The sequence below is a fragment of the Actinoplanes sp. NPDC051633 genome (genome assembly GCF_040681735.1).
GTDB lineage: Bacteria > Actinomycetota > Actinomycetes > Mycobacteriales > Micromonosporaceae > Actinoplanes.
In genome coordinates this window covers 1-4,435 of sequence record NZ_JBFAZH010000659.1, presented here as the reverse complement: position 1 = coordinate 4,435, position 4,435 = coordinate 1, and the positions used below count along the sequence as shown (strand labels likewise).

The 4,435-nt window shown below is 72.7% G+C and carries 4 protein-coding genes and 1 pseudogene; 3 read left to right on the top strand and 2 right to left on the bottom strand.

What is annotated here, in order from left to right:
- On the bottom strand, positions 1 to 1,134 hold a 1,134-nt coding region (locus AB0M20_RS29085; protein ID WP_364303505.1), incomplete at its 3' end, for a phosphoglucomutase.
- A 125-nt stretch (positions 1,135 to 1,259) separates the two neighbouring features.
- On the opposite strand from AB0M20_RS29085, the gene AB0M20_RS29080 reads away from it, so the two are divergent.
- From AB0M20_RS29080 to yaaA, 3 genes and pseudogenes are all read left to right on the top strand, one after another.
- Positions 1,260 to 2,897: a copper resistance protein CopC gene (locus AB0M20_RS29080; protein WP_364303504.1), complete on the top strand. Its 1,638-nt coding sequence runs from the start codon at positions 1,260 to 1,262 to the stop codon at positions 2,895 to 2,897.
- A 47-nt stretch (positions 2,898 to 2,944) separates the two neighbouring features.
- Positions 2,945 to 3,214: pseudogene (locus tag AB0M20_RS29075) on the top strand (STAS domain-containing protein); the annotation flags it as partial.
- 76 nt (positions 3,215 to 3,290) lie between these two features.
- Positions 3,291 to 4,025 (top strand): peroxide stress protein YaaA, encoded by a 735-nt coding sequence (gene yaaA / locus AB0M20_RS29070; RefSeq protein ID WP_364303503.1) that lies wholly within the window; start codon positions 3,291 to 3,293, stop codon positions 4,023 to 4,025.
- Here the strand turns inward: yaaA and AB0M20_RS29065 are convergent.
- The coding region (locus AB0M20_RS29065; RefSeq protein ID WP_364303502.1) for an FKBP-type peptidyl-prolyl cis-trans isomerase at positions 4,012 to 4,435 on the bottom strand (424 nt) is incomplete at its 5' end. The two genes, yaaA and AB0M20_RS29065, sit on opposite strands and share 14 nt — an antisense overlap.

The window sequence follows — 4,435 nt, the reverse complement described above, 5'->3', positions numbered from 1 at the left end:
GAACCACTTGAAGCCGACCGGCACCTCGTCGAGCCGCCGGCCGAGGTCGGCGGCCACCCGGTCGATCATCGAGGAGGACACGAGCGTCTTGCCGATGGCCGCGCCGGACGGCCAGTCGGTGCGCACCCGGAACAGGTAGGAGATCGCCACCGACAGGTAGTGGTTGGGGTTGAGCAGGCCGCCGTCCGGGGTGACGATGCCGTGCCGGTCGGCGTCGGCGTCGTTGCCGGTGGCGATCTGGAAGCGGTCCTTCTGCCTGATCAGCGACGCCATCGCCGACGGCGACGAGCAGTCCATCCGGATCTTGCCGTCCCAGTCCAGCGTCATGAAGCCGAAGGTCGGGTCCACGTTCGGGTTGACCACGGTCAGGTCGAGGCCGTAGCGGGCGCCGATCTCACCCCAGTACGCCACGCTCGCGCCGCCCAGCGGGTCGGCCCCGATGCGCACGCCGGCCGAGCGGATGGCGTCGAGGTCGATCACGTTCGAGAGATCGTCGACGTAGTTGGCGAGGAAGTCGTACCCGCTGACCAGGTCGGATGTCCGGGCCCGTCCGGCCGGAACGCGCCGCACCTCCTTGAGCCCGCCCGCGATCAGCGCGTTCGCCCGGTCCTGGATCCATTTGGTGGCGTCCGTGTCGGCCGGCCCGCCGTTGGGCGGGTTGTACTTGAAGCCGCCGTCCGCGGGCGGGTTGTGCGACGGCGTGACCACCACCCCGTCGGCGACACCCTCGGTGCGGCCCCGGTTGAAGGTCAGGATCGCGTGCGAGACGGCCGGCGTCGGCGTGTAGCCGTCGCGGCTGTCCACCCGCACGTGCACGTCGTTGGCGGCGAACACCTCCAGCGCGCTGATCATCGCGGGCTCGCTCAGCGCATGCGTGTCCCGGCCCAGGTAGAGCGGGCCGTCGGTGCCCTGCTGTTTGCGGTACTCGACGATCGCCTGGCTGGTGGCGACGATGTGGTCCTCGTTGAAGGCGGTGTTCAGCGACGAGCCGCGGTGCCCCGAGGTGCCGAAGGCGACCCGCTGGCCCACGACCTCAGGGTCGGGGTGTTCGGTGTAATAGGCCAGCACCACCCTGGGGACGTCGATCAGGTCTTCCGGCTGCGCGGGCTGCCCGGCGCGGGACGGTGCGGACATCAGGGGCCTCCTGGGGAGCGTGGACCTGAGCGGATCGTATCGTCGTCCCCTACCCTCGGCACACGATCGGTAAGCCGCGCACGCCCGCGTTGAACCGTTCGCGCCTCCCATCCGAACTACCCGGTGTGACCTCTCCTTGGCCGGCGCGCGCCCTGATGCTGGTCATCGTCGGTCTGGGTCTGCTGCTGGTCCCGGCCCCGGCGCGGGCGCACGCCCTGCTGGTGTCCTCGAACCCCGACGCCGGCAGCGTGATCAAGACGCTTCCGGAGCAGATCACCCTCACCTTCAACGAGGTGGTGCAGCCGCTGGCCGAGCGCACCCAGGTGCTCGCGCCGGACGGCAAGCGGATCAGCGAGTCGGTCACCTCGGCCGGCCCGACGATCACCATCCGGCTCCGCGAGGGCGACCGGCCGCCGGGCACCTACCTGGTCAGCTACCGGCTGGTCTCGGCGGACACCCACCCGCTCGCCAACGCCCTGATCTTCTCGGTGGGCGCGCCGTCGGCCCGGCCCGCGGAGGCCGATCCGGCCAAGGTCCACGGATCGGTCGCGGCGGCGGTTCCGGCCGTCAAATTCCTGGGGTACGCGGGCCTCACGCTCGCCGTGGGCCCGGCGCTGTTCCTGGCGTTCCTGTGGCCGCGGCGTCTCTCCCGGCGCGGCCCGGTCCGCATGGTGCGCGCCGGCCTGGTCCTGATCGGGCTCTCGACTCTGGGCGGCCTGTGGACCCAGGCCCCCTACGCCAGTGGCGCACCGCTCTGGGACGTGTCCTTCGCAGAGCTCGCCGACGTGCTGACGAGCCCCTACGGGCTGACGCTGACCGCCCGGCTGGCGGCCCTGGCGCTGGTCGCCGGGCTGTGGCGCGACAAGCCGGACAGATGGCGCTCGGTCGCGGTGCTCGCGCTGTCGCTGGGCGGGCTGGTCACCTGGCCGCTGACCGGGCACGCGGCGGTCTCCCCGCTGCGCGGAGCGGTGATCGCCGCCGACGTGGTGCACATGGCGGCGATGGCGGTGTGGCTCGGCGGCCTGGTGACGCTGGGCGCGTTCCTGCTGCGCCGCCGGCATGCCCGCGTGCTCGGCGTGATCCTGCCGGCGTGGTCCCGCTGGGCCACCATGGCCGTGGTATGGCTGGCCGGCGGCGGGGTGGTGCAGGCGGTGGTGCACGTCGGGTCGGTGCCGGCGCTGTGGCAGACCGCGTACGGTCAGCTCCTGCTCACCAAGACCGCGATCCTGGCCGGCGTGCTCGGCGCGGCGTTCTTCGCCCGGCGGTTCGTGCTGAGCCGGCAGGTGTCGGCGACCGGCCCGGCGCGGCTGTGGCGCACGGTCGGGGTGGAGATGGCCGCCACCACGGCGATCCTGGCGGTGAGCGCGGTGCTCGTGGGCACCACCCCCGCCCGCTCGGTGGAGAAGGACAAGGCGCCCGCGGTGCAGAACGGCTTCTCCCAGACGCTCACCTCGAGTCTGTACACGCTGCAGTTCAACATCTATCCGGTCGAGCTGGGCGAGTGGAACACCGTGCACGGCATGACCTACACGCCCGCGGGCAAGCCGCTGCCGGCCGCACAGTGGACGGTCACCACCCGTTACACCGACCAGGACGTGGCGGCGGTGAGCCAGCCGATGTTGCCCCTGCCGGCGCCCCGCAACGACGCGCTGGGATCGCTGACCTTCCCGCTGCCCGGCACGTACGAGGTGAGCTTCACCATCCGCACCACCGAGATCGACCAGGCCACCGTGCGCACGAAGGTGGTCGTTCCGGCGGCATAGCCCAAGACATAGGTGAATTCGTCCGCTCTTCTGGGCAGATACAGCCCGTGCATGTGTCTGTGGTCGGCAATACCGACGACTCCGTTGTGGTGACCGTCCGCGGGCACCTCGACCTGGACAGCGCCCCGGTGCTGACCACGACCCTCGACCAGGTGCTGGAGCGGCCGCAGCCACGCATCGTGGTCGACCTGTCCGGGGTCGAGTTCTGCGACTCGATCGGGCTCAGCGCGTTCGTGGTCGGGCACCGCCGGGCCGGCGACGCCGGCGGCTGGGTGCGGCTGGCCGCCCCCGGGGCCTGGCTGGCCGAGCTGCTCGCCACCGTCGGGCTGACCGGGCGCATCGGCGTCTATCCCACGGTGGCCGGCTCACGGCGAACCCGCCGACCCCGCGGCGATGTTCCTGCCGTCGCTGGCCCGGGCCCGCCGCCGGGTGCTGAGCCGGCTCGTCGCGATGTGCGCACGGACGAGCGCCCGCGGCGTCGCCGCGTCCCTGACCACCCTCGGGCTCACCGCGGGGCAGCACGCGGAGATCGCCCGCAACGCCGGCCTGGCCGAGGCGCCCGCCGCCCCGGCCGCCGAGGTCTACAGCGGCGTGCTCTACGAGGCCCTCGACGCCCGCGGTCTGGCGCCGGTGGCACGGTCCTGGCTGGACGAACGAGCGGTGGTGTTCTCCGGGCTGTGGGGCGCGCTGCGGCTGCCCGACCGGATCCCCGCCTACCGGTGCTCGGCCGGTGTCGTGCTGCCCGGCGTCGGCGGGCTCACCCCGTACTGGAAGAAGGCACTGCGCGGCCCGCTCGACGCCGCGGCCGCCGGCGGCCCGGTGCTCGACCTCAGATCCGGCGCGTACGCGTCGATGTGGACACCGGGCGCGGCGGTGGCCGGACGCACCGCCGCCCTGCGCGTGCTGCACGAGACCGTTGTGGACGGCGTGCCCCGCCGCGCGGTGGTCAGCCACTTCAACAAGGCCACCAAGGGCCGGCTGGTCCGCGCGCTCGCCGAGGCGGCGCTCGCGCCGGCGTCAGTGGACGAGCTGATCGAAGCGTTGCGCGACCTCAAGCACACGGTCGAGGAGCGGCCCGCACCGGCGGGCCGCCCGCGTCAACTCGACCTGGTGGTCAGCTCGCTTTGATGACGTCGACCACGAACCGCAGGTCGCCCGGCGGCCGGCCGCCCTCGGGGTTGTCGCCGTATGCCTTGTCGGACGGGACGTCGAGCTGCACCCGGCTGCCCACCTTCACGCCGACCAGGCCCTCGTCCCAGCCCTTGATGAGCTGGCCGACGCCGATCGGGAACGTCACCGGCTCGCCGCGCTGCCACGACGAGTCGAACACCTTGCCGTCCTTGTAGGTCACTCCGGTGTAGTTGACCGTCAGCGTCTGCCCGGCGGCGACCGCCGGTCCGCGGCCGGCGACCAGCGGGGTCACCTTGAGCGCCTTCACCGTGCCCGTGCCCGCCTTGACCACCGGCTCCTTCTGCAGGCGCGGATCGATCGGCACGTCGGGCTGGGCGGGCTCGGACGGCGGCTGCGCGGCATCGGGC